The organism is Palleronia caenipelagi, assembly GCF_007004065.1.
GTDB lineage: Bacteria > Pseudomonadota > Alphaproteobacteria > Rhodobacterales > Rhodobacteraceae > Palleronia > Palleronia caenipelagi.
The window spans coordinates 1-22,219 of the sequence record NZ_VFSV01000029.1 but is presented as its reverse complement, the minus strand read 5'-3'; the positions used below and the strand labels follow the sequence as shown (position 1 = coordinate 22,219).

The following is a 22,219-nucleotide window of genomic DNA, read 5'->3' as shown; positions in this document are numbered from 1 at the left end:
GCGTCGGACTAGCGCTGCCCTCGCGCCGGTGCAAGTCGCTGGATGCTCAGCCGCGGGACGGCGCGAGCACCAGTGCCTCGCCATGCAGCACCCGGGTCTCGTCGACGAGGCAGCGGGTATCGAGCGTGACGCGGGACCGCCGCAGATCGATGCTTTTGACCTCGACCTCGGCGCGGACCAGATCGCCCGGCCGGACCGGAGCGAGAAAGGCCATGGACTGGCGCAGATAGACGGTGCCGTGGCCGGGCAGTTGTTCGCCGATCACTGCCGAGATCAGTGCGGCGGTGAGCATCCCGTGCGCAATGCGCCCGCCGAACATCGTGCTTTCGGCATATTCGTCATTCAGATGCACCGGATTCCTGTCCTCTGAAACCTCGGCGAAGAGCGAGATGTCGTGGTCGGAGATGATCTTCTCCAGATGGCGGGTCAGGCCCACCTCCATATCTTCGATAAAGATCGGTGCCGTGATCGTCGTTGCGTCAAGCATTTCTCACACCCCATGCGCAATTATCTTGCTTGCAAGATATATACGCATGGAGATTTAATTACGCAAGTAAATTGCTTTGCAAATGCAGCATAACCTTGCTGCACCTGCACGTAAGGTTAGCGGACCCGACCAATGGAATAGGTGGGGGAGAGGCTGTGTTCGCTGAGAAACGTCTCCAGCTTCGCCGGATCGGGCTGGGCCTCGGGGGCAGGACCAGTGCCGGTTTCCGCCGCAGCCAGTCCACCTGTGACGAACAGGGCGTCGATGCCTTCGCCTACCGCCCCTTTGATATCTGTGTGGATCCCGTCGCCGACAGCGAGGATCGACCCATCTCCAATTTGTCCGCCGCCCGCCTCAGCCAGCCGGCGCCGGGCCATGTCGTAAACCGGGGGATGGGGTTTACCAAAAGCGAGGACGTTTCCGCCCATCTGCTCATAGAGCTGAGCGACAGCGCCTGCGCACCATTCCCGCTGATCCCCGCGATCCACGACGATATCGGGGTTGGCGTTCAGCAATGTCAGCCCCCGGGTCTTGGCCTCCAGCAGTTGCGGACGCAGCACCTCGGGTGGCTGACGGGCGTCAAACGGGCCTGTGCAGACTACGCCATCCGCTTCGGCAAGGCTGTCCACGCGGGTGATCGGAGTGGGGTTTTCCACGATGCGCAGAGGCTCGAAGAAGGCCAGATCCCGCTGCTCGCCGATATGATAGATCTTCTGCCCCACGGCACCGGTGAACAATGCGACGCGGGCGGCATCGCCGGAGGTTGCGATGGTGTCCCAGGCGTCCTCGGGGACACCGAGCCGGGCCAGCTGCTCGGCCACTTCGGCGCGCGGGCGGGGGGCGTTGGTCAGCAGGACCACCATCCCGCCCTTTTGCCGGAACGCCTGAAGCGCGGCGACGGCCTCGGGCATGGCGGTCACGCCATCATGGACACAGCCCCAGAGATCGCAAAACAGCGCGTCATACTGGGCGGAAATATCGGAGAGGTTTGAAATGATGCGGGTCAAGGGTCAGGCTCCTTTGTGCTTGACGCCTGTGGTGCCATCCCGGAGCCCGGGCTGCCAGTCCTTTCGCGGCAAATCGCTGGCGAACGGGGCAGTACGCATGAAAAAAGCCGCCCCTATGGGACGGCTTTCCGTGTCTTTGGGCGAAAACCCCTGATCAGACGGTGATGTTGGGGATGATCTGCTTTTTCCGGCTGACAACGCCGGGCAGAACCACCTGATCGCCGTCCCCGCAGACCGTGGCAAAGCTGTTCTCGATGACCGAGCGGACCTCGGCATCAGGGATCAGCACGGTGGCCTCGCTCTTGATGATATCGACGATGAACAGGAGCACGTGGTCCACGCTATCTTCGGATTTCACCGTCTCCATGCCTGCGACCAGGCCGTCCTTGCGGGCGAGAACGGTGTCCGGCGACGTGGTCTCCAGCACTGAGACGCGGAAGGATTTCCCGCCGGTCTCATGACGCTTCGAGTCGAGGCGCAGCAGCTCAAGGTCGCTGTAGCCGGAGACGTCGGACTTGGCCGCGAACATCTCGGCAGCATAGGCGGGGATCTCGACCCCCAGATCGGCGGCGATTTTCTCCGCCACGGCGCGGTCGTGATCCGTGGTGGTGGGCGACGAGAATTCCAGTGTATCCGACAGGATGCAGCTCAGCATAGCGCCCTTGATGGCATCGGGCATTTTGGCCATGTCGTCGCCGATCATGTCGTGCATGATGGTGGCGGTGCAGGCCAGCGGACGGATGGCGATCTCGATCGGACCTTTTGTCTCCAGACCGCCGGTCAGGCGATGGTGGTCGATGATCGCAGTGATGTCGGCCGCGTTGATGTCCTCGGGCAGCTCACCGGGATTGTTGGTGTCGACGATCACAACTTTCTGGCCGGCTTCGACGCTGTCGATGATCTGCGGCTTGGGCAGGTCCCAGCGCTCCAGCATCCAGAGGGCTTCGGTGTTTGGCTCGCCCAGCAGCACCGGCTCGGCGGCGTGGCCGTTCACTTCGGTCATGTACCAGGACCAGATGATCGGGGAGCCGGTGGAATCGGTGTCGGGTGACTTATGTCCAAAGACGAGTGTCGTCATGTTCGGATCTCCTTGGGGCAGGGGACTACGTTAGCTGGCGGCTGCTATAGAGGCAGGCCGTCCCCTTGTCACCACCGCTCTGCGTACAGGGCACTCCATGCTGCGATGCAGCAACGATTTCCAGCGAATTTTGCGCGGAGCCGCGTTGACACGCCTCTCCGGCTTGCCTAACTCAACGATCGTTAGCACTCAACAGAAGCGAGTGCTAATCAGATTGAACATGAACCAAGGAGCGTTCAGATGGCATTCACTCCCCTGCACGACCGCGTTCTGGTCCGCCGCATCGAGTCGGACGAAAAGACCAAGGGCGGTCTGATCATCCCCGACAACGCGAAGGAAAAGCCGGCCGAGGGCTCTGTTGTTGCTTGCGGCGAAGGTGCGCGCAAGGACTCCGGCGAGCTGATCGCGATGTCCGTGAAAGAGGGCGACCGTGTCCTGTTCGGCAAGTGGTCCGGCACCGAGGTCACCATCGACGGCGAAGAGCTGCTGATCATGAAGGAATCGGACATCCTCGGCGTTCTCGCCTGAGCCTGTCTCCGATCTTTCATCCCACCCTATAAATTTCTGACGAGGAGCACGCAGTATGGCTGCTAAAGACGTCAAATTTGACACCGACGCCCGCAACAAGATGGTCAAGGGTGTCAACATCCTGGCCGACGCGGTGAAGGTGACCCTCGGCCCCAAAGGCCGTAATGTTGTCATCGAGAAAAGCTTCGGCGCCCCCCGCATCACCAAGGACGGTGTGTCGGTCGCCAAAGAGATCGAGCTTGAGGACAAGTTCGAGAACATGGGCGCCCAGATGGTGAAGGAAGTTGCTTCCCGCACCAATGATGAGGCCGGCGACGGCACCACCACCGCCACCGTTCTCGCCCAAGCGATCATCCGCGAAGGCATGAAGTCCGTCGCCGCCGGCATGAACCCGATGGATCTGAAGCGCGGCATCGACCTCGCCACCGCCAAGGTTGTCGAGGCCATCAAGGCCGCGGCCCGCGAAGTGAACGACAGCGACGAAGTCGCTCAGGTCGGCACCATCTCCGCCAATGGCGAAGAGGAAATCGGCCGTCAGATCGCGGACGCGATGCAGAAGGTCGGCAACGAGGGTGTCATCACCGTCGAAGAGAACAAGGGCCTCGAGACTGAGACCGACGTGGTCGAGGGTATGCAGTTCGACCGTGGCTACCTGTCGCCCTACTTCGTGACCAACCCCGACAAGATGATCGCCGAGCTCGACGATTGCATGATCCTGCTGCACGAGAAGAAGCTGTCTTCGCTGCAGCCGATGGTGCCGCTCCTCGAGTCCGTGATCCAGTCGCAGAAGCCGCTGCTGATCATCGCCGAGGACGTCGAAGGCGAAGCGCTGGCCACCCTCGTGGTGAACAAGCTGCGCGGTGGTCTGAAGATCGCGGCCGTGAAGGCCCCGGGCTTCGGTGACCGTCGTAAGGCCATGCTGCAGGATATCGCCATTCTGACCGGTGGTCAGGTGATCTCCGAAGATCTCGGCATGAAGCTCGAGAACGTGACCATGGACATGCTGGGCACCGCCAAGAAAGTGGCCATCACCAAGGACGAGACCACCATCGTGGACGGTCACGGCGAGAAGCCCGAGATCGAAGCCCGCGTGGCCCAGATCCGCACCCAGATCGAAGAGACCACCTCTGACTACGACCGCGAAAAGCTCCAGGAGCGCGTGGCCAAACTTGCCGGTGGTGTGGCTGTCATCCGCGTCGGCGGCATGACCGAGGTCGAAGTGAAAGAGCGCAAGGACCGCGTCGATGACGCCCTGAACGCGACCCGTGCGGCCGTGCAGGAAGGCGTTGTCGTGGGCGGCGGTGTCGCTCTGGTGCAGGGTGCCAAGGCGCTCGACGGTCTTGAGGGTGCCAACTCCGATCAAACCGTCGGCATCTCGATCATCCGCAAGGCGCTCGAAGCCCCGATCCGTCAGATCGCCGAGAACTCCGGTGTCGACGGCTCCGTGGTGGCTGGCAAGATCCGCGAATCCGAGGACAAGTCCTTCGGCTTCAACGCCCAGACCGAAGAATATGGCGACATGTTCAAGTTCGGCGTGATCGACCCCGCCAAAGTGGTGCGCACCGCGCTGCAGGACGCCGCGTCTGTGGCCGGTCTGCTGATCACCACTGAAGCCATGGTGGCCGACAAGCCCCAGAAAGAAGGCGCTGCCGGTGGCGGCATGCCCGACATGGGCGGCATGGGCGGCATGATGTAATCATCCCGACCTTTGCAGGTTACGAGGGGCGCTCCATGTTGGCGCCCCTTTTGCTTGCGGGTGCCCGGGGGGTGTTCCGGCGCAATTCAGTCTCATTATGGGATAACCGCGTGGAATAGAGGGGATGGTCTGTTTCAGAAGGCATATGCTTGCAGGCTGTCAAAGGGACATCGCGCCGGGATTTATCCACTGATATCGATATGATACAGGAAACAGTGGTAGCCCGTAGGGGAATCGAACCCCTCTTTCCAGGTTGAAAACCTGGCGTCCTAACCGATAGACGAACGGGCCAGCCGCAGCGCAGAAATGGTAGCCCGTAGGGGAATCGAACCCCTCTTTCCAGGTTGAAAACCTGGCGTCCTAACCGATAGACGAACGGGCCATCTTCTGCGTGAGGCGGGGTTTACGGAAACTCGGGGCGGGGTGCAAGAGGATTGTCGGGGGTAAAATTGCCTCCGGACGGATTTTTTTTGAACCATCCGAAGGTGTTTTGCCAAGCCATCAATCGCGGGCTGGTGCGGCATCTTCGAGGCGCAGCTGGGCCTGGGTCCGGCCCTGCCAGTGGTTCAGTTCCAGCCGCCCGGCCAGATGGAAGCGCGCACCGCCATGGGCCTCCAGCGCGGGTCCCAGAGGGCCATCAAACGCGCCAAAGGCGATGGCATCCCGGCGCGGCCCTATGCCGTCGCTGAAGGTCACTTTCAGATGACGATCGCCCACACGCCGTGCGGCGTGGATCTTCGTGCCCGGAAAGGCAAATCGCGGGGCAGGCGCGCCCGCGCCGAATGGGCCTGCGGTCTCGATCTGCTCAATCAGCTCGGGCGTCGCGGCGCCGGGCATCATCACCCCGGTCAGGCGCAGAGCGCGCGGGCCGCCTTCACCCGCGCCTTGCTTCGCCAGTAGTTCAGAGAGCCGCGCCATGGCGGGCTCGATCTGATCCGCGCGGACGGTGAGGCCAGCGGCCATCTTGTGCCCGCCCCCCTTCAGCAACAGCCCTTCGCGCTCCAAGCGGTGGATCGCGGCGCCAAGGTCGATCCCGGAGACAGAGCGGCCCGATCCCTTGCCGACCCCGTCCTCGATGCCGATCACCACGGCGGGACGGTCGGTGGATTCCTTGAGCCGGGCGGCAACGATGCCGACCACGCCGGGATGCCAGCCCTCACCCGCGGCCCAGACAAGCGGTGTAGTCAGGTCGCGCTCCCCGGCCTGTGCGAGCGCGGCCAGCCGCACGGCTTCCTCGATAGCCCGGCGTTCGGTGTTGTGTCTGTCGAGCCTCTCCGCCAGCGCGGCGGCCTCGTGCGGGTCAGCCGTGGACAGAAGGCGTGCTCCCAGATCGGCCTGCCCCACCCGGCCACCGGCATTGATCCGGGGACCCAGAACATAGCCCAGATGGTAAGAACTGGGCGGCGTATCGAGCCGCGCCACATCCGAGAGCGCCACGAGGCCCGGGCGCTGCCGCATCCGCATTACCTCCAGCCCCCGACGGACAAAGGCGCGGTTCACGCCCATCAGGGGGGCCACATCGGCGACGGTGGCAAGGCCCACGAGATCCAGAAGGGCCATCAGATCGGGGCCTTTCCTCCCGGTCTCCCGAAGCTGCCGTCCCGCCTGAACAAGCAAGAGGAAGACCACAGACGCAGCGCAGAGATGGGCGAGATCGCCGCTCTCATCCTGCCGGTTCGGGTTCACCACGGCCAGCGCCGGGGGCAAGGTCTCGCCGCCCAAATGGTGATCGAGCACGACCACATCCGCGCCTTTGGCTGCGGCGATGGGCTCGTGGGAAAGGGTGCCGCAATCGACGCAGAGGATCAGGTCGTGATTGCGGGAGAGGGCTTCCATGGCGGGGCTGTTCGGGCCGTAACCTTCGTCGATCCGGTCGGGGATGTAGAGCGTGCAGGGCAGTCCCATCTCACGCGCCCAGATGATCAGCAGCGCGGAGGACGCCCCCCCGTCCACATCGTAATCGCCAAAAACCGCAATCTTTTGTCTGTTTTGCACGGCATCGATCAGCCGGGTGGCGGCGCGCTCCATGTCGCGCAGGGAGCGGGGATCGGGCAGGAGGTCGCGGATGGTGGGTGCGAGGAACGCCTCGGCCTCGTCGGGCGCCACACCGCGCGCCGCCAGCACCCGGGCTACCGGATCGGGCAAGCCGGTCTGCTGGCAGAGCGCTTCGGTCAGCCGGTCCTCAGACAGTGCGGGGCCTTCCCAGCGGCGTCCGGTCAAGGAGTGTTCGACCCCCAGAAAGGCGGTTTGCATCAGTACTCGACCCGCCAGTGCAATGGCATGCCCGGGTCAAAGACCGTCACCGGGCCGTCTTCGGTGTCGATGTGGTCGGGATAGGAGACCGGATCGCCCTTGACCATGGTGATCGTGTCCGCGTTCGGCTCCAGCCGGTAGAAGGCGGGACCGTTCAGGGAGGTAAAGGCCTCCAGTTTTTCCAGCGCGTCTTGCTGGTCAAAGACCTCCGCCACGAGAGACATGGTGTTCGTCGCGGTAAAACAGCCCGCACAGCCACAGGGTTGCAGCTTGGCCGCGTCGAGATGGGGTGCCGAATCGGTGCCCAGGAAGAAAGAGGTGTCACCCGAGGTCGCGGCTTCGACCAGCGCCTGCCGGTGGGTTTCACGTTTTGCGACGGGCAGGCAGTAGTAGTGAGGCTTGATGCCACCCGCGAGGATGTGGTTGCGGTTGATGATCAGGTGATGGGCAGTGATCGTCGCGCCGATATCGTCGCCACCTTCGCGGACATAGGATACGGCGTCGGAGGTCGTGACATGCTCCATCACCACCCGCAGCCCCGGAATGTCGCGGCGGATGGGATCGAGCACGCGATCGATAAAGACAGCTTCACGGTCAAAGATGTCGATCTCGCTGTCGGTGACTTCACCGTGGACGCAGAGCGGCAAGCCGATCTGGGCCATGTTTTCCAGCACCCTGCGCACTTTGGAGAAGTCCCGGACGCCCGAGGCGGAGTTCGTCGTGGCCCCGGCGGGGTAGAGTTTGACGGCGGTGATCAGCCCGATCTCGGCGGCAGCGCGCAGATCGCGCACTTCGGTCTCCTCGGTGAGATAGAGCGTCATCAGCGGCTGGAATTTCGAGCCGCGTGGCTTCGCCGACAGGATGCGGTCGCGGTACTCGGCCGCCTCGCGGCCGGTGACCACGGGCGGCACGAGATTGGGCATGATGATCGCGCGACCGAAATGACGGGTGGTTTCCGGCAGCACCGCCCGCAGCATGGCGCCGTCCCGCAGATGCAGGTGCCAGTCATCGGGGCGGCGGAGGGTCAGGGTCTGCACGGGCGGTCTCCTCATAAGAACGGGCTGCCTCCATTTACCCCGTCCTGCGCAAAGGGCAAACTGCGCGCCAGAATATTGTCAGGAAAGTGTGGGACATGCGATTTTCTCAGAATTCAAAGGCACGCCGGGACGAGATCACGGCGTTGTTCACACGGACTTTCACCGAGTCCGAAGGGTCGGCGCAGGGGCGGGCGGTGGGCAATCTGGTGCGGGAGATGCAGTCGCCTGATCAGGACGCACGGATCTTTGCGGCCGATGCAGAGGGCGAGATGATCGGTTGCGTTTGCTTTTCGCTGCTGCGGTTCGAGACTGAGGGCGTGGACGTCGTTCTGCTTTCGCCACTGGCGGTTGCGCCTGAGTTTCAGGGCAGCGGACTGGGCACGGAGCTGGTCAAGTATGCGCTGACAGAGCTGCAGTTGGAGGGAATCGATATGGCGGTGACCTATGGCGATCCGGCCTATTACAAACGGATGGGGTTCACGCCCGTCAGCACCGAGGACGTGCCGCCGCCTCTGCGGCTCAGCCGCCCAGAAGGCTGGCTGGCGCGGTCCCTGAGCGGTCGTGATATCCTGCCGCTGAAGGGACCGTCCCGTTGCATTCCTGCGATGAACCGGCCCGCGATCTGGTGATCCGGGCCGGGTCGTGGATCAGCCGGCCTTGGCGGCGCGCTTGCGCTCATGGGGGTCAAGATGTCGCTTGCGCAGGCGGATGGCGTTCGGCGTCACCTCCACCAGCTCGTCATCGTTAATATAGGCGATGGCCTCTTCGAGCGACAGGCGCACCGGCGTGGTCAGCGTCACCGCGTCGTCCTTTCCGGAGGCGCGGACATTGGTGAGCTTTTTGCCCTTGAGCGGGTTCACCTCAAGGTCATTGTCCCGGCTGTGCTCGCCAATGATCATACCCTGATAGATGTCCTCCTGCGCGCCGATGAACATCTTGCCCCGGTCTTCGAGGTTGAATAGCGCGTAAGCTACGGACTGACCGTTTTCCATGGAGATCAACACGCCCGCGCGGCGGCCCGGGATGGGGCCTTTGTGCGGGGCCCAGCCGTGGAACACCCGGTTCAGCACGCCGGTGCCGCGGGTGTCGGTGAGGAACTCACCGTGATAACCGATCAGACCGCGCGAGGGGACATGGGCGATGATCCGGGTCTTGCCGGCACCAGCCTGCCGCATCTCAACCAGCTCGCCCTTCCGCGCGCCGGTAAGCTTCTCGATCACGGAGCCGGAATATTCGTCATCCACGTCGATCGTGGCTTCTTCGATGGGCTCCATACGTTCGCCGTCCACTTCGCGCATCAGCACGCGGGGGCGCGAGATCGACAGCTCGAAACCTTCGCGGCGCATGTTCTCGATCAGCACGCCCATCTGCAATTCGCCACGGCCCGCGACCTCGAAGGCCTCGCCGCCGGGGGTGTCTGTGATCTTGATGGCGACGTTCTGCTCGGCCTCTTTCATCAGCCGGTCACGGATGACGCGCGACTGGACTTTCTTACCATCACGGCCCGCCAGCGGGCTGTCATTGATCCCGAAAGTCACAGAAATCGTCGGCGGGTCGATGGGCTGGGCGTCAAGGGCCTCGTCCACCGCCAGCGCGCAGATCGTGTCGGCCACGGTGGCCTTCTGCATGCCCGAGAGGGTCACGATGTCACCCGCTTCGGCCTCGTCGATATCGTCGAAACCCAGACCGCGGAAGGCCTGAATGCGGGAGACGCGGAACTGTTCAAGCTTTTGCCCCTGACGGGACAGCGCCTGCACCGTCGCCCCGGCCTTGAGCCGACCGGACTCGACTCGGCCCGTCAGCAGACGCCCTAGGAACGGATCAGCGGAGAGGGTGGTTGCGAGCATCCGGAAGTCCTCGTCCTTACGCGACTGCTGACGCGGGGCAGGGACGTGGCGGACGATCAGGTTGAACAGAGCGGACAGGTCTTGACGGGGGCCGTCCAGCTCGGAATCACACCAGCCGTTGCGGCCAGACGCATAGAGGTGGGGGAAGTCGAGCTGGTCTTCGTCGGCGTCGAGGGAGGCAAAGAGGTCGAACACCTCGTCCAGCGCCCGGTCGGGCTCGGCATCGGGTTTATCGACCTTGTTCAGCACGACGATGGGGCGCAGACCCAGCGCCAGTGCCTTCGACGTGACGAATTTTGTCTGCGGCATGGGGCCTTCGGCGGCATCCACCAGCAGCACGACGCCGTCCACCATGGAGAGGATCCGCTCCACCTCGCCGCCGAAATCGGCATGGCCGGGCGTGTCCACGATGTTGATCCGGGTGCCCTTCCACTCGACGGAGGTGTTTTTCGCGAGAATGGTGATGCCCCGCTCGCGCTCCAGATCGTTCGAGTCCATCGCCCGCTCGGCGACTTGCTGATTGGCGCGGAAAGCACCAGATTGTTTGAGCAGTTCGTCCACCAGCGTAGTCTTGCCGTGGTCGACGTGAGCGATGATTGCGATGTTGCGCAGGTCCATGGGGCCATCCTGTAAGGGTCTGGCAGGGCGCATAGCGCGCCCTGCGCCTCAGGGAAAGCCGCAAATCGCCCTGTCTCAGGCCTCTTCGCGCTCCATCTGCCGCACCAGCAGGGGTTCGCTGAAGGTGAGGGTCTGGTAGGGGAAGGGGATCTCGATCCCTGCCTCGTCCAGCGCGCGCTTGACCGCCGCGACGACCTGATCGCGGGACTGGCGGATGTCGATAGGTTTCGAGCCGGTCCACCACGTGACCTCGAAATCGATCGAGCTTGAGCCGAAATTCTGCGCGAAGATCTGCACGTTGCGCACATCGTTGCGCACCAGATCCACGTCCTGCACGGCCTTTCGGATCACTTCGCGGGCTTCGTCCACATCCTCGCCATAGCCCACACCCACGATGATCGTGGTGCGGCGCAGGGCGTCGGCTGTGCGGATGGTGACCGGGTTTTTGAACAGCATCGCGTTGGGCACAACGACCACCTGACCGTCGGTCTGGCGGATATGGGTGTCGCGGATGGTGATCTCTTCGACCTGTCCGTCAATCCCCTCACACTCGATGTAGTCAGAGATGGAGAAGGGCTCACGGATCAGCAGCAGGAGACCCGCCATGAAATTCTCGAACACGTCCTGAAAGGCAAAACCGATGGCGACACCACCCACACCCAGCGCGGTAAAGGCCTTGCCCGGGGTAATGGTGGGGAAAGCGATGGTCACGGCGATCAGGCCACCGATGAACCAAAGGCCCACTATCACAATCATGACGATCACATCGACGAGTGCGCGGCGCATGTGTGCCCGACGCAAGGCGCGCGGCAGGAACCGCCGGATCACGCCAACGACCAGCCAGACAAGCAGGATCACGAGCAGCGACGCGAAGAGTTGCGGCAGCGTCCGCCAGAAGGCACTGACGAAGCCGCTCAGCTCGTTGCGCATGGGCTCGGGGAAGAAGGACCAGATGGAATTGAGAAGATCATTCATAGGCTTTTCCAGGTTGGTTCCGGGATTTGGCGACCTTTACGGGAACCGCTTTGGTCCCGACAACAAGCCGCGTCAGGCATAAAAGTCCGGCAGAACACGCCAGCAACTGGATCACGTCAAACATCACAAGCCCTCCCCATGTGAAACGGACGCCTGCGGGGGCAGACGTCCGGAATTTTTTTGGTCACAGGAGAGAGACGCTTACTCCCACTCAATGGTTCCCGGCGGTTTCGAAGTAATGTCGTAAGTCACCCGATTGATCCCGCGCACGGAATTGATGATCCGGGTCGCAGTCTCGCCCAGAAACTCGTGGCTGAACGGGTAGTAATCCGCGGTCATGCCGTCCACGGAGGTCACAGCGCGCAGGGCGCAGGCGTAGTCATAGGTCCGCCCGTCGCCCATGACGCCCACCGTGCGCACCGGCAGAATCGCGACGAAGGCCTGCCAGATCTCGTCATAGAGACCGTGCTTGCGGATCTGGTCGATGTAGATCGCATCCGCCTCGCGCAGGATCTCCAGTTTCTCGCGGGTGATTTCGCCCGGGCAGCGGATCGCGAGACCCGGTCCGGGGAAGGGGTGACGGCCGATGAACTTCTCCGGCAGACCCAGCTCACGGCCCAGCTCGCGGACCTCGTCCTTGAACAGCTCCCGCAGGGGCTCAACGAGCTTCATGCCCATCTTTTCCGGCAGGCCGCCCACATTGTGATGCGATTTGATGGTCACCGACGGGCCGCCCGAGAAGGACACCGATTCGATCACATCGGGATAAAGCGTGCCTTGCGCGAGGAAATCAGCGCCGCCGATCTCTCTGGCCGTCTTCTCGAACACCTCGATGAACAGTCGTCCGATGATCTTGCGCTTGGTCTCCGGGTCGCTCTGACCTTCGAGCTGGGACAGGAACAGCTCGCTCTCATTGGCATGAATCAGGGGCAGGTTCAGATGGTCGCGGAACATGCCGACGACCTCATCGGCCTCGTCTTTCCTGAGCAAACCATGGTCCACGAACACACATGTGAGCTGATCGCCGATCGCCTCATGAATCAAAACCGCCGCCACAGAGCTGTCCACGCCGCCTGACAGCGCGCAGATCACTTTGCCATCGCCCACCTGCTTGCGAATCGCGGCTATGGCCTGCTCGCGATAGGCGGCCATGGTCCAGTCACCTTCAAACCCCGCGATGCGCAGGAAATTGGCATAGAGCTCACGCCCGTTTTCGGTGTGGTGCACCTCCGGGTGGAACTGGGTGCCGTAGAAATGCCGATCCGGGTCGGCCACCACGGCACAGGGCGCACCGGGGGAGGTGGCAAAGGGGCGGAAGCCCGGGGCCAGTCGCGACACGTGGTCGCCGTGGCTCATCCAGACCTGATGTTTGTCGCTGGCGAACCAACCCTTCAGCAGGTCGAGGGGCTCGTCGGTTGCCGTCACATAGGCGCGACCGAACTCCGCCGATTCCTTGTGCCGGGTGACCTCGCCGCCGAGCATCTGCATCATAACCTGCTGGCCATAGCAGATGCCCAGAACCGGCACGCCCAGCTCGAACACCGAGGCGGGTGGGCGCGGGCTGCCTTCGTCGGCGACACTGGCGGGGCCGCCCGAGAGGATCACGGCCTGCGGGGCAAACTCGGCCAGCGAGGCGTCGGTCACCGTGTTGAAGGGATGGATCTCGCAATAGACATTCAGCTCGCGCAGGCGGCGCGCGATGAGCTGGGTGACCTGAGACCCGAAATCGATGATCAGAAGTTTCTGATGGGAGGGCGCGATGTCTGTCATGGCCCGTCTCTAGGCCAGAGCAGCGGGGCAGACAAGTCACGCAATCATGTCGGTTTTCGGCGGCAGGCGCCGCAAAACGGCGATGCGGTGCGACTGGATTTGCCCTATCCGCGTTCGGAAACGGGTTAGGGAGACGACCATGGCTGAAGCTGCAACACGTCGGCGGGGCAGGGGCGCAGGCGGCGGGGCCGCCCGCAGAGCCGAACGGACGGCGGTGCGCTTTGAAGCCGCCAAATTCATCGAGCGGCAGATTCCCAATCTTGAGATCCTGAACGACGAAGCGCTGGCGATCATTGAGGCCAATGCTGAGATCCTGCTGGAAGAAACCGGCGTGGTGTTCAGCGAAAACCCCGCGGCGCTGGAGCGCTGGAAAAACGCGGGTGCCGATGTTCAGGGCGAACGAGTCCGCATTCCCCGCGGACTTGCGCGGCAGCTCTGCGCCACGGCGCCTTCGAGCTTTACCCAGCACGCCCGCAATCCGGAGCGCTCCGTTGTTATCGGTGGTAACAACCTGGTGCTGGCCCCCGTCTATGGCCCTCCGTTCGTTCGGGACCGTCAGGGGGGGCGCCGCTATGCGACGATCGAGGACTTCCGCAACTTCGTGAAGCTTGGCTATATGTCGAAATGGCTCCACCACTCGGGAGGCACGGTCTGCGAGCCCACCGACATCCCGGTGAACAAGCGCCATTTCGATATGCTCCACGCCCATATGACTCTGTCGGACAAGCCCTTCATGGGGTCGGTCACAGAGCCGTCCCGGGCGCGTGATTCGGTGGAGATGTGCGAAATCCTGTTCGGTAAGGAGTTCGTCGCGGAGAACACGGTGATGACCTCGCTCATCAATGTGAACTCGCCACTGACATTCGACGCGACGATGATGGGCGCGCTGGAGGTCTATGCTGAGTCCAATCAGGCCTGCATCGTCTCGCCCTTTATCGTCGGCGGCGCGATGGCGCCGGTCTCTGTAGCGGGGACCTTGACGCAGGTGCTGGCCGAAGTGATGACCGGCGTGGCGTACTCGCAAATGGTCCGCCCCGGCGCGCCGGTGATCGCGGGCGCTTTTGTGACGTCCATCGACATGAACTCCGGGGCGCCCACTTTTGGCACACCCGAGGCGGCCCACATCACTTATGGCGCGGGACAGTTGATGCGGCGTCTGGGGCTGCCCTATCGTTCGGCGGGCAGCTTCAACGGCTCGAAGTTGCCTGATGCGCAGGCGGCCTATGAGACGGCAAACAGCCTGAACGTGGGTCTGCTGGCCGGGGTGAATTTTATGCTGCACGCCTGCGGTTGGCTCGAGGGCGGACTCGTGGCAAGCCCGGAGAAATTCGTCATGGATGCCGATCAGCTTGGGGCGTTGCACGGCATGGCCAAGGGCGTTGACGTGTCGGAGAACGGGCAGGCCATGGACGCGATCCGCGAGGTTGGTCCTGGTGGCCATTACTTGGGCTGCGCGCATACTCAGGCGAATTTCAAATCCGCCTTCTGGCGCAGTGAATTGCTCGATTATAAACCTTTCGAGACGTGGTCAGATGAAGGTGGCCGCGATACCTACACACTGGCAGAGGCGCGGGTGCAAAAGCTCCTTGGGGATTACGTCGCGCCTGCGCTCGACCCCGAAATCGCGGGGCAACTCACGGAATATATCGCGCGTCGCAAAGCCGAGATGCCCGACGCGTTCTCCTGACATCGCGTCCGATATCCGACGCCCCTGTCTGTTGCGGAACGGCAATCCATGTCAAAGCTCCGGCCATCGCCGGAGCTTTGTTTTATTGAGCCATAGGCGAAAATTGGTTAATAATTTTTACTACAATCCGTTCGGATAGGGTCGAGTTTTTTAAAGGGGGCGCGCGAGGATCGTCCTTGTCAGATTGGACCGCGCAAATGTCAAAGAGGACCGGATGCGCTTCGCTCCGGAAATTGATGCAAACTGGGTCTATTCCGGCGATGAGGCCCCCGGTCTTCGACGTATCGTCCAGTTGCCTGAGGCGGCTTTGCAGGTCGCCTCTTCTGCGAGCGCCGTGGTTCGGAACCCGTGTTACAAAATGGGAACCGATCAGATTAACGCGATCACCAAAGAAAAAGCCATTGATGTCCCCGTGACCCCGTCGGCATTGAACATCGTCGAACTTCTGGATCACGTCAAAACCTACCTCGCGGTGGCTCCAGGAATGGAGACTGCGGTGGTGGTACGGGATCTGTCCGGGGGAGATGTGGAGCGGCTAGCGTCGATCGACCATCGCGTCGTTGAGTCGATGCGGGACAAGCACCTTATCGTTGCCGAAAAGACTGGGCTGATTCTGCGCTACCGCTTGTCACCACAAGGCCAAGCCTATCTGAATGGATCTGGCGCACCGACGGAAGAGGCTGACGAGGGTTCGCACCCACGTGCGATCAGCGAAACGCCGCTGGCCATGCTGGCACGACGCAAAGACAAGACAGGTGGACCGTTTCTGTCGCCGGATCTCGTAAAGGCAGGCGAACGTCTGTACGAGGACGCCGAACTGGTCAGGATAACTGCGGCCGGAGGGCGGTCGTGGGAGGCGCTGCTCGAAGAGGTCGTGGCCGGGACGCCCCCGCGACCTGACCTGACAGCCGCAGAGACCCGCTTGCGTCTGGCCCTGATCGAACTTGGTCCCGGCCTCGCGGATGTGTGCTTGAGGGTCTGTGGGGATTGCGATGGGCTGGAGAGTGTCGAGCGGCGCATGGGCTGGGCCGCGCGATCCGGCAAAATCGTCCTCAGAATTGGATTGCAGAGTCTTGCGCGTCACTACCGCGTTCAGGGGCAGGGGGGAGATCTTCTGGGCTGAGCCTTGTGCGTGGCTCATGCAGGTCCTGCGTCCGACGCAATGGACTTGCGGCGCGCGCCTCTCTATGTTGCGCTAAAACCCGGAACAGCTAGGACGATACCGTGCCGCGCGACCTCAAAAACCCGGCTGAACGCCATCCCGAAAAAGCTCACCGCCCCGAGACGCCGCGCCTGCGCAAGCCGGACTGGATCCGGGTCAAGGCTCCGTCGGGCAAGGGCTATTCGGAAACCAAGGAGATCATGCGCACACATCAGCTCGCTACGGTCTGCGAAGAGGCGGGCTGCCCCAATGTCGGCGAATGCTGGTCTCAGGGCCACGCCACGATGATGATCATGGGCGAGATCTGCACCCGCGGCTGTACCTTCTGCAACGTGGCCACCGGACGCCCCGACGCGCTCGATGTGTTTGAACCGGGGAGGGTTGCCGATGCTGTGCAAAAGCTGGGTCTGAAACACGTTGTCATCACCAGCGTGGACCGGGACGACCTCAACGATGGCGGGGCGGAGCACATTGCGCAGACCATCCGCGCCACCCGTCACCGCGCCCCCGACACCACCATCGAGGTGCTGACGCCTGATTTCCTGAAATGTGGCTCCGAGGCTCTGGAAACGGTCGTCGACGCGCGCCCCGACGTCTTTAACCATAACCTCGAAACGGTGCCGGGGCTCTACCCGACAGTGCGCCCCGGTGCGCGCTACTTCCATTCGCTGCGTCTCCTGCAGCGGGTGAAGGAGCTTGATCCGACCATGTTCACGAAATCCGGCATCATGGTCGGCCTCGGTGAAGACCGGCAGGCCGTGCTTCAGGTCATGGACGACATGCGGGCGGCGGACGTGGATTTCATCACCATCGGTCAGTATCTCCAGCCCACCTCCCGTCACCATGCGGTGCACCGCTATGTGACGCCGGATGAATTCGCAGCCTACGAAAAAGCCGCCTGGGGCAAGGGCTTCCTCATGGTCTCCGCGACTCCGCTTACCCGGTCAAGCTACCACGCCGGCGACGATTTCGCCCGGCTGAAGGCCGCCCGTCTCGAGCGTCACGCCTGATCAAAGGGCGGCGAGGTCCTGAAGCAGGCCGGACAAGACGGATCTGCGCACTCATTCAGGACCTTTCCTCTGCACGCGCTTCTTGCCAGATCTGATAGGTCTGATCGGACCCTGCGACCTTCCATTCAGTTCGACCGTTGCTGTTACGATCAAGGATAACTGCGGCAGCGGCGGACGGGCTTCGAAAGGCATGTGGCCGCTCGAATTTCAGCCGACCAGGCACTGAGGGCACAAGTACGCCCTCCCGGAGCAAACTGTCTTTTAGCTGGGCATAAGTATTGCTGGCATACCCTGTGTCACATAGGGACTCAGACCCCTCTAGCACAATGAAATCGCCGTCCTGCTCGACCGCTTTCGCCTTCACACCACTCCGATGACGAATTTCGAATGAGGTCTCCTCAGTTTCCCCTTTAGTCTTTTCGATTGCCGTCTTCGGCGGTGGCTTGAGCATGTCATGCCCGACCACCGGCAGGACGATCCTCAGATTGGCGAGAAACTGCTCCATATTGGCGATATCAGCCTCGGGCAGTCGCCGGCGGATGGCGTCGGGCCGCACAGAATTATCCAGCGTCACACGCCCCGAACGGTCTGCCATCTCGATCAGCCGCGCCTCGAGATACTCCGCGTGGCCTTTTGACAAGTCATCGTCGCTGGTGGTGACGGTGGTCGCCGTCTCCCAAAAACTGCGCTTCTCCGCACTCTGCTGCACACGCTCCGCAACCGAGTTGCCTGAGCCGATATAGACCCGCTGCCGCTCCGGCCTCTCCGGATCCGGACCCGAGAGCACATAAATCCCGGTTCGGTCGACTTCGTCACGGGCAACAAGGTCACCGAACGCAGTCTCACTGCCGGTAAAGACCACACCCGTCCATCCATGCAGCGTCAGCCGCCGCAATCCTGTGGCGGTCCCGTCCACGAGAAACAGCTGGATCGTCCGACCGAATCTATCTGCCACCGCGCCGCTCCTCTTTTTGTCTGAAAAATACCCCGGGGGAGCCGGCCCGAGGGCCGGCGGGGGCAGCGCCCCCAATCCCGGATCCTCACAAACGGTCGACCGAGAAGGTATCGCAATCCCGGATGTCACCCGACTCAAAGCCACGGGCAAACCAACGCATCCGCTGCTCCGAAGTGCCGTGGGTGAAAGTATGGGGCGAAGGAACCCGCCCCGCATTGCGCTGCAACGTGTCGTCGCCAATCTGCTTGGCCGCGTTGATCGCCTCTTCCACGTCACCGCGTTCGAGCGAGCCGAATTTCTCATCCGCCCGCCGGGCCCAGATGCCCGAGAAGCAATCCGCCTGAAGTTCTATCCGCACAGAGATTTGGTTCGATTCTCGCTCGGACACGCGCTGGCGGATGGCATTGGCCTCAGAGAGGATCCCCAGTTCGTCCTGAACGTGATGGGCGATTTCATGGGCAACCACGTAGGCTGCGGCAAAGTCACCCCGCGCGCCCAGACGACGCTCCATGGTGACGAAGAAATCCGTATCCAGATAGGCCTTTTCATCGGCGGGACAGTAGAACGGACCGGTCGCCCCGGACGCACCACCGCAGGGCGACTGCGTCACTCCCTTGAACAGAACCAGTTTGGCCGGATCATAGGGCTGCCCCACCTGTTCACGGAAGATCTCGGCCCAGACTTCTTCGGTATCGGCCAGCGTCACGGCCACGAACTCGGCGCGTTCCTCGTCAGCGGCGGTGACCTGCGTGCTGCCGCTGCTGGTCACCGTGGTATCCGTCAGAAGGGGCGTAAGATCGATCCCAAAGAACCACCCCACCAGAACGATGACCAGCACCCCGAGGCCGCCGATCCCGCCGACGCGCGCTGTGCCGCCGCCGCGCCCGCGACGATCCTCGATGTTACGGCTCTGCCGCCGACCCTGCCATTTCATCTCTCGCACTCCCTACCAAAGGACCCTTGACCAAGCCCGTCTGCCGTGGTCCTAGCACGCCATGTTGAGACGCCTTTATGACTGGACAATCTCGCTGGCTGCAAGCCCGCGCGCTCTTTGGGCGCTGGCCTTTGTGTCCTTTATCGAAAGCTCGGTTTTCCCGATTCCGCCGGACGTGCTGATCATCCCGATGGTGATCGCGGCTCCGAAGCGCGCATGGATCATCGCGCTGGTCGCAACGCTGTCGTCAGTGGCAGGGGCTTTGCTCGGCTATTTCATCGGCTGGGGGTTCTGGGAACAGATCGGGCGCCCGGTGCTGGAGTTCTACGGCAAGACCGACTCCTTTGACCACTTCCGCGAAAGCTACGCCGACTGGGGCGCCTGGGCTGTGCTCGTGGCGGGGGTCACGCCACTCCCGTTCAAAGTCATTACCATCCTGTCGGGAGCGACTGGCCTGTCGCTGGGCGTGTTCGTGATCGCCTCGATCATCGCCCGTGGGCTGCGATTCTTTGTGATCGCCGCGCTTTTGTATTTCGGCGGCCCTCCGATCCGCATCTTTATCGAAGAGCGTCTTGGCCTCGTCTTTACCCTGTTCTGCGTCATGCTGATCGGCGGGTTTTTAATGGTAGGATTGCTATGACTCCACGCACAATGATCCTGATCGCCGCTGGCGGTTCGCTGGCGCTGCTGCTCGGCGCCTGGACCTTTCAGGCTCTGGGCTACGCACCTTGCAAGATGTGCTACTGGCAGCGATGGCCCCATATGGCGGCTGTGGTGATCGGCGCAGCTGCCCTCCTGCTGCCGGTGGCGATGCGTCCGCTGGCCCTGCTCGGAGCCGTGGCCGCGGCAACGACCGGCGTGATCGGCGTCTATCACACGGGAGTCGAGCGCGGCTGGTGGCCCGGCCCCACCTCCTGCTCGGGTGGCGCGGATCTGGGCGGGATCTCGGGGTCGGATCTGCTCTCTGTTGACACGGTAGATAAGGTCATCATGTGCGACGAGGTCTCGTGGTCGCTCTTCGGCCTGTCGATGGCGTCCTGGAACGCGGTCGCATCTTTCGCACTCGCGCTGATCTGGCTGCGCGCATGGAGACTGGCGGCGATCCGCTAGAGCGGGCAGAGTAGGGGGGTCTCAGAACAGGAGCCCCCATGGCCGACATTACCCTCATCGGAGTGCCGCTCGATTGCGGCAAAGCGCGTCAAGGCTGCCTCATGGGCCCTGACGCCTACCGCGTGGCGGGCCTGCAACCCGCGCTCGAAGCGCTGGGGCATAGCGTCACCGACATGGGCAATCTCGACCCCGGCCCGGATCTGCCTACGGGCGGCCCCGCCCATCTGGTTCAGCCCGGCGCCGTAGCAGCATGGACCAAACGCCTCGCCGAAGTTGGGCGCGGGATCGAGGGTATGCCGGTCTTCATGGGCGGTGACCACGCGCTGGCTCTGGGCTCGGTGGCAGGCATGGCGCAGCGCGCTCAGGATGCAGACCGCCCCTTCTTTCTGTTGTGGCTCGACGCCCATTCCGACTACCACACGCCGCTAACCACCGAGAGCGGCAATCTCCATGGCACGCCCGTGGCCTACGTCACCGGACAACCTGGCTTCGACGGCTTCCCTGAGGTGACCGCCCCCGTCTCCCACGGCAATGTCTGCATGATCGGCCTGCGCTCCGTGGATCCGGGCGAGCGTGACCGGCTGGCGGCCACCGACGCAGTCCTTCACGACATGCGCCGGATCGACGAGACCGGCATGGCCGCGCCCCTGCGCGCTTTCCTCGATTTGGTTGCCGCTGCGGAGAACCCCATGCTCCATGTGTCCCTCGACGTGGATTTCCTCGACCCCTCCATTGCGCCTGCGGTCGGCACCACGGTTCCCGGCGGCGCCACCTTCCGCGAGGCTCATCTGGTCATGGAGCTGCTTTCCGAATCCGGTCTGGTCACCTCTCTCGATCTTGTGGAGCTGAACCCTGCGCTGGACGAGAGGGGCCGCACAGCGCGTTTGATGGTCGACCTGACTGCCTCCCTGATGGGCAAGCGGATCTTCGACCGTCCCACCCGCGGCTATGGTTACGCCTGGCGCGGCGGGATTGCGTAGGTCAGTGACGCCCGCGCCACCGGCTCGGGCGCCTCGCCTGAGCGGATCAAGACATCTCCCACCGCCAGTTGTCGCCCCAGCTTCAGGATTCGCGCGTCCGCCCGCAGCGGCAGCCCAGCGCCGGGCTTGTGCATGAAATCGATCGAGCAATTCGTGGTCACTGCCAGCGCAACAGGTCCGATTCGCGACAGGATCGCCAGATAAATCGCCACATCCGTCAGCCCGAACATGGTCGGCCCGGAGATTGTACGTCCGGGCCGTAAATGCCGGTCATGCACATCCTGCCGCACCACCAGCCCATGGTCCCGCAGCTCTTCCACGACAAACTCATCCGCCACCTGCGGAAAGGCGTCTCGCATGAACGCGTGCAATTCATCAATCGTCATCTGATGCATCTGCGCCTCACTCTGCTTCGTCACTATGAGCGGCCACCGCCATCCCGGTCCAGCCCGCTCTTCGTTGTGTTTGAAAATACGCCAATCCCGCAGCCGCAAACCGTACCGTCGTTGATCTTTCTTGCGAGACGTTCATCCTGCGCGTGAGGTCTCCCCGCTGGGACCAATCCGTGGCGAACTTCGTCCCTTATTCCGGGCAGTCTGATTGTTGACCCTACGCTGCCATTTTCAAACTCATTTCTTTGAACGCTTCTGCGGATGTTTGGTACCCGACGGCTGAACGGCTGAACGGCGGCGCTGGCGGTGGACCAGCTCCTTCTTTAGAGATGCGAAGAAGCTCTCCATCGGTGCGTTATCCAGACATTCGCCCTTGCGGCTCATGGATTGGATAAGCTTCGCGCGGTGGATGATCTTGCGATAGTCCCCACTGGCATATTGCATGCCGCAGTCCGAATGCAGGATCAGGCCCGGGAGCGGACCGCGCCGGTCCAGGGCCATCCAGAGCGCATCACAGCAGAGCTCCGCTTTCAGATGTTCGGCCATGGACCACCCCACGATTTCGCGGGACGCATGCGCCATTGTCCTTGGAGTTGCCCATCGCGGCGCCACCGGTCGGAGCCCGATGGGCGACGGCGGACAAAGGCACATTCCTTGACCGCAGCGAGGTAGAGCCAGCCCTCGCCGGTACCG

At 62.8% G+C, this 22,219-nt stretch carries 21 protein-coding genes and 2 tRNA genes; 9 read left to right on the top strand and 14 right to left on the bottom strand.

Going from position 1 to position 22,219, the window contains the following annotated elements; genetic code table 11:
• Positions 1-46 precede the first annotated feature (46 nt).
• From FEV53_RS14300 to FEV53_RS14290, 3 genes are all read right to left on the bottom strand, one after another.
• Positions 47-487, bottom strand: a complete 441-nt coding sequence (locus tag FEV53_RS14300) for a MaoC family dehydratase (protein WP_142835498.1) — start codon at positions 485-487, stop codon at positions 47-49.
• 116 nt (positions 488-603) lie between these two features.
• Positions 604-1,494: a TIGR01459 family HAD-type hydrolase gene (locus FEV53_RS14295; RefSeq protein WP_142835497.1), complete on the bottom strand. Its 891-nt coding sequence runs from the start codon at positions 1,492-1,494 to the stop codon at positions 604-606.
• A 154-nt stretch (positions 1,495-1,648) separates the two neighbouring features.
• Positions 1,649-2,572 carry a manganese-dependent inorganic pyrophosphatase gene (locus tag FEV53_RS14290; RefSeq protein WP_142835496.1) on the bottom strand — a complete coding sequence of 308 codons (924 nt, stop codon included), beginning with the start codon at positions 2,570-2,572 and terminating at the stop codon, positions 1,649-1,651.
• Between the two features lie 240 nt (positions 2,573-2,812).
• Between FEV53_RS14290 and FEV53_RS14285 the strand changes: the two genes are divergently transcribed.
• On the top strand, positions 2,813-3,100 hold the full coding sequence (locus tag FEV53_RS14285; protein WP_142835495.1) for a co-chaperone GroES: 288 nt from the start codon (positions 2,813-2,815) through the stop codon (positions 3,098-3,100).
• A 55-nt stretch (positions 3,101-3,155) separates the two neighbouring features.
• Entirely contained in the window at positions 3,156-4,796 is a 1,641-nt protein-coding gene (groL, locus tag FEV53_RS14280) for a chaperonin GroEL (RefSeq protein WP_142835494.1), read from the top strand.
• Between the two features lie 216 nt (positions 4,797-5,012).
• On the opposite strand, the gene FEV53_RS14275 is transcribed toward groL, so the two are convergent.
• The 4 genes from FEV53_RS14275 to pyrC form a co-directional block, all read right to left on the bottom strand.
• Positions 5,013-5,087: transfer RNA gene (locus tag FEV53_RS14275), tRNA-Glu, on the bottom strand.
• Between the two features lie 16 nt (positions 5,088-5,103).
• A tRNA-Glu gene (locus tag FEV53_RS14270) sits at positions 5,104-5,178 on the bottom strand.
• A gap of 119 nt (positions 5,179-5,297) precedes the next feature.
• Positions 5,298-7,049: a single-stranded-DNA-specific exonuclease RecJ gene (gene recJ / locus FEV53_RS14265; protein WP_142835493.1), complete on the bottom strand. Its 1,752-nt coding sequence runs from the start codon at positions 7,047-7,049 to the stop codon at positions 5,298-5,300.
• Positions 7,049-8,101: a dihydroorotase gene (gene pyrC, locus FEV53_RS14260; protein WP_185962217.1), complete on the bottom strand. Its 1,053-nt coding sequence runs from the start codon at positions 8,099-8,101 to the stop codon at positions 7,049-7,051. The genes recJ and pyrC overlap by 1 nt, the downstream gene beginning before the upstream one ends.
• Before the next feature lie 80 nt (positions 8,102-8,181).
• On the opposite strand from pyrC, the gene FEV53_RS14255 reads away from it, so the two are divergent.
• A complete protein-coding gene (locus tag FEV53_RS14255; RefSeq protein ID WP_142835491.1) occupies positions 8,182-8,715 on the top strand; it encodes a GNAT family N-acetyltransferase in 534 nt (177 codons plus the stop codon).
• 18 nt (positions 8,716-8,733) lie between these two features.
• Here the strand turns inward: FEV53_RS14255 and typA are convergent, their stop codons facing one another.
• From typA to guaA, 3 genes are all read right to left on the bottom strand, one after another.
• Positions 8,734-10,551 (bottom strand): translational GTPase TypA, encoded by a 1,818-nt coding sequence (typA, locus tag FEV53_RS14250; protein WP_142835490.1) that lies wholly within the window; start codon positions 10,549-10,551, stop codon positions 8,734-8,736.
• A gap of 75 nt (positions 10,552-10,626) precedes the next feature.
• Positions 10,627-11,526, bottom strand: coding sequence for a mechanosensitive ion channel family protein (locus tag FEV53_RS14245; protein WP_425465489.1), 900 nt, complete (start codon positions 11,524-11,526; stop codon positions 10,627-10,629).
• Positions 11,527-11,727: 201 nt separating this feature from the next.
• Positions 11,728-13,296: a glutamine-hydrolyzing GMP synthase gene (guaA, locus tag FEV53_RS14240; protein WP_142835489.1), complete on the bottom strand. Its 1,569-nt coding sequence runs from the start codon at positions 13,294-13,296 to the stop codon at positions 11,728-11,730.
• A gap of 139 nt (positions 13,297-13,435) precedes the next feature.
• Between guaA and FEV53_RS14235 the strand changes: the two genes are divergently transcribed.
• The 3 genes from FEV53_RS14235 to lipA all read left to right on the top strand — a co-directional run bounded on the left by FEV53_RS14235 (position 13,436) and on the right by lipA (position 17,155).
• Entirely contained in the window at positions 13,436-14,983 is a 1,548-nt protein-coding gene (locus tag FEV53_RS14235) for a trimethylamine methyltransferase family protein (RefSeq protein ID WP_142835488.1), read from the top strand.
• A gap of 214 nt (positions 14,984-15,197) precedes the next feature.
• Positions 15,198-16,106, top strand: coding sequence for a DUF6456 domain-containing protein (locus tag FEV53_RS14230; protein WP_142835487.1), 909 nt, complete (start codon positions 15,198-15,200; stop codon positions 16,104-16,106).
• A 101-nt stretch (positions 16,107-16,207) separates the two neighbouring features.
• On the top strand, positions 16,208-17,155 hold the full coding sequence (lipA, locus tag FEV53_RS14225; protein ID WP_142835486.1) for a lipoyl synthase: 948 nt from the start codon (positions 16,208-16,210) through the stop codon (positions 17,153-17,155).
• A gap of 55 nt (positions 17,156-17,210) precedes the next feature.
• Here the strand turns inward: lipA and FEV53_RS14220 are convergent, their stop codons facing one another.
• Together FEV53_RS14220 and ypfJ are read right to left on the bottom strand one after the other, a co-directional pair.
• The gene (locus tag FEV53_RS14220; protein WP_142835485.1) at positions 17,211-18,110 is read right to left on the bottom strand and encodes a GIY-YIG nuclease family protein; all 900 of its coding nucleotides are present in this window, start codon (positions 18,108-18,110) and stop codon (positions 17,211-17,213) included.
• An 85-nt stretch (positions 18,111-18,195) separates the two neighbouring features.
• On the bottom strand, positions 18,196-19,044 hold the full coding sequence (ypfJ, locus tag FEV53_RS14215) for a KPN_02809 family neutral zinc metallopeptidase (RefSeq protein WP_142835484.1): 849 nt from the start codon (positions 19,042-19,044) through the stop codon (positions 18,196-18,198).
• A gap of 61 nt (positions 19,045-19,105) precedes the next feature.
• On the opposite strand from ypfJ, the gene FEV53_RS14210 reads away from it, so the two are divergent.
• The 3 genes from FEV53_RS14210 to rocF are packed head-to-tail and all read left to right on the top strand — an operon-like array spanning position 19,106 to position 21,134.
• Positions 19,106-19,684 (top strand): YqaA family protein, encoded by a 579-nt coding sequence (locus FEV53_RS14210; RefSeq protein WP_142835483.1) that lies wholly within the window; start codon positions 19,106-19,108, stop codon positions 19,682-19,684.
• Positions 19,681-20,154, top strand: coding sequence for a disulfide bond formation protein B (locus tag FEV53_RS14205; RefSeq protein WP_142835482.1), 474 nt, complete (start codon positions 19,681-19,683; stop codon positions 20,152-20,154). Before FEV53_RS14210 ends, FEV53_RS14205 begins: the two co-directional genes overlap by 4 nt.
• Before the next feature lie 38 nt (positions 20,155-20,192).
• Positions 20,193-21,134, top strand: coding sequence for an arginase (gene rocF / locus FEV53_RS14200; RefSeq protein WP_142835481.1), 942 nt, complete (start codon positions 20,193-20,195; stop codon positions 21,132-21,134).
• On the opposite strand, the gene FEV53_RS14195 is transcribed toward rocF, so the two are convergent.
• Together FEV53_RS14195 and FEV53_RS14190 are read right to left on the bottom strand one after the other, a co-directional pair.
• On the bottom strand, positions 21,107-21,529 hold the full coding sequence (locus FEV53_RS14195; protein ID WP_142835480.1) for a PaaI family thioesterase: 423 nt from the start codon (positions 21,527-21,529) through the stop codon (positions 21,107-21,109). The genes rocF and FEV53_RS14195 overlap by 28 nt on opposite strands.
• A gap of 234 nt (positions 21,530-21,763) precedes the next feature.
• Positions 21,764-22,072, bottom strand: a complete 309-nt coding sequence (locus FEV53_RS14190; RefSeq protein ID WP_185962215.1) for a DDE-type integrase/transposase/recombinase — start codon at positions 22,070-22,072, stop codon at positions 21,764-21,766.
• Positions 22,073-22,219: the final 147 nt, after the last annotated feature.

Bases quoted from the DNA above. Each gene is read 5' to 3' on its own strand.
- FEV53_RS14300 (WP_142835498.1), bottom strand. From the start codon at position 487: ATGCTTGACGCAACGACGATCACGGCACCGATCTTTATCGAAGATATG.
- FEV53_RS14290 (WP_142835496.1), bottom strand. From the start codon at position 2,572: ATGACGACACTCGTCTTTGGACATAAGTCACCCGACACCGATTCCACC.
- FEV53_RS14285 (WP_142835495.1), top strand. From the start codon at position 2,813: ATGGCATTCACTCCCCTGCACGACCGCGTTCTGGTCCGCCGCATCGAG.
- groL (WP_142835494.1), top strand. From the start codon at position 3,156: ATGGCTGCTAAAGACGTCAAATTTGACACCGACGCCCGCAACAAGATG.
- recJ (WP_142835493.1), bottom strand. From the start codon at position 7,049: ATGCAAACCGCCTTTCTGGGGGTCGAACACTCCTTGACCGGACGCCGC.
- pyrC (WP_185962217.1), bottom strand. From the start codon at position 8,101: ATGAGGAGACCGCCCGTGCAGACCCTGACCCTCCGCCGCCCCGATGAC.
- FEV53_RS14255 (WP_142835491.1), top strand. From the start codon at position 8,182: ATGCGATTTTCTCAGAATTCAAAGGCACGCCGGGACGAGATCACGGCG.
- typA (WP_142835490.1), bottom strand. From the start codon at position 10,551: ATGGACCTGCGCAACATCGCAATCATCGCTCACGTCGACCACGGCAAG.
- FEV53_RS14245 (WP_425465489.1), bottom strand. From the start codon at position 11,526: ATGAATGATCTTCTCAATTCCATCTGGTCCTTCTTCCCCGAGCCCATG.
- guaA (WP_142835489.1), bottom strand. From the start codon at position 13,296: ATGACAGACATCGCGCCCTCCCATCAGAAACTTCTGATCATCGATTTC.
- FEV53_RS14235 (WP_142835488.1), top strand. From the start codon at position 13,436: ATGGCTGAAGCTGCAACACGTCGGCGGGGCAGGGGCGCAGGCGGCGGG.
- FEV53_RS14230 (WP_142835487.1), top strand. From the start codon at position 15,198: ATGCGCTTCGCTCCGGAAATTGATGCAAACTGGGTCTATTCCGGCGAT.
- ypfJ (WP_142835484.1), bottom strand. From the start codon at position 19,044: ATGAAATGGCAGGGTCGGCGGCAGAGCCGTAACATCGAGGATCGTCGC.
- FEV53_RS14210 (WP_142835483.1), top strand. From the start codon at position 19,106: ATGTTGAGACGCCTTTATGACTGGACAATCTCGCTGGCTGCAAGCCCG.
- FEV53_RS14205 (WP_142835482.1), top strand. From the start codon at position 19,681: ATGACTCCACGCACAATGATCCTGATCGCCGCTGGCGGTTCGCTGGCG.
- rocF (WP_142835481.1), top strand. From the start codon at position 20,193: ATGGCCGACATTACCCTCATCGGAGTGCCGCTCGATTGCGGCAAAGCG.
- FEV53_RS14195 (WP_142835480.1), bottom strand. From the start codon at position 21,529: ATGCATCAGATGACGATTGATGAATTGCACGCGTTCATGCGAGACGCC.
- FEV53_RS14190 (WP_185962215.1), bottom strand. From the start codon at position 22,072: ATGGCCGAACATCTGAAAGCGGAGCTCTGCTGTGATGCGCTCTGGATG.